A 1,474-nucleotide genomic window follows, 5' to 3' on the forward strand; every position below is an offset into this window, starting at 1 on the left:
CACTCGCCTCCTTCTGCCAGGCCGAAGGCGTCACCCCCTTCATGGCCCTCCTCGCCCTCTGGCAGACGCTCCTCTCTCGCTACTCCGGCCAGCTCGACATCTCCGTCGGCTCCCCCATCGCTGGCCGCCAGCGCGCAGAGACCGAGTCCCTCATCGGCTTCTTCGTCAACACCCTCGTCCTTCGCTCCTCCCTCCAGCCCCACCTCTCCTTCCGACACCTCCTCTCCTCCGTCCGCTCCACCGCCCTCTCCGCCTTCGAGCACCAGGACGTCCCCTTCGAGAAGCTCGTCGAAGTCCTCCACCCCCAGCGCTCCCTCAGCCACTCCCCTCTTTTCCAAGTCCTCCTCGTCCTCCAAAACACCCCCGCCTCCTCTCTCTCCCTCCCCGGCCTCTCCTTCCTCCCCCTCGCTCGCGACTTCGAGGCCACCAAGGCCGACCTCTCCCTCTCTCTCTCCGACTCCCCCTCCGGCCTCCGCGGCTCCCTCTCCTTCCGCTCGGACATCTTCGACTCCTCCACTGCCTCTCGCCTCGCCCTCCACCTCCGCACCCTCCTCGACTCCGTCCTCGCCTCTCCCGACGCCCCCCTCGCCTCACTCCAGCTCCTCTCTCCAGAAGAGCGCTCCACCCTCCTTCGCGACTGGAATGACACCCACCAGTCATTCCCCTGGCGCGGCTGCTTCCATGAGGCCTTCGAGGCCCAGGCGGCCCTCTCGCCTCTCGCCCTCGCCGTCCTCGACGACTCCTCCGCCCTCTCCTTCGCCGAGCTCAACTCCCGCGCCAATCAGCTCGCCCACCACCTGCGTGCCCTCGGCGTCGGGCCCGAAGTCCGCGTCGCCCTCTGCTTCGAGCGCTCCTCCCTCTCCCTCGTCGCCCTCCTCGCCATCTTCAAGGCCGGCGGCGCCTACGTCCCCCTCGACTCCTCCGCACCTCCTGAGCGCCTCGCCTTCATGCTTCACGACTCCGGCGCGCTCCTCCTCCTCTCTCAATCCCACCTCGCCCACCTCTTCCCCTCCTCCACTCCCTCTCTCTTCCTCGACGCCGCCTCGTCTCTTTTGGAGGCATTCCCCTCCTCCAATCCCTCTCACCTCTCGCTGCCCCAGCACCTCGCCTACGTCATCTACACCTCCGGCAGCACCGGCAAGCCCAAGGGCGTCCTCATCCAGCACGCCTCCCTCATGAATCTCCGGGCGGCCCTCGCTTCCTCCGTCTACTCAGACGTCTCCTCTCCCCTCCGCGTCAGCCTCAACGCGCCCCTCTCCTTCGACGCCTCCGTCAAGCAACTCATCCAACTCGTTGACGGGCACTCCCTCCTCTTCGTCCCTCAAGCCGCTCGCGAGGAGCCCTCCCTCCTCGTCGCCTGGGCCGCCGCCCACCACCTCGACGTCCTCGACTGCTCCCCCTCTCTCCTCCGCCTCCTCCTCGACGAAGGCCTCGCTTCCTCTCGGCCTCTTCGCGTCCTCGTCGGAGGCGAGCA

The 1,474-nt window shown here is 67.8% G+C and carries 1 protein-coding gene; it reads left to right on the forward strand.

The genetic code is table 11. From position 1 onward, the window contains the following. A partial coding sequence (locus JGU66_36195; protein ID MBJ6766217.1) for an AMP-binding protein occupies positions 1 to 1,474 on the forward strand: 1,474 nt, incomplete at both ends.

The sequence above is a fragment of the Myxococcaceae bacterium JPH2 genome (assembly GCA_016458225.1).
GTDB lineage: Bacteria > Myxococcota > Myxococcia > Myxococcales > Myxococcaceae > Citreicoccus.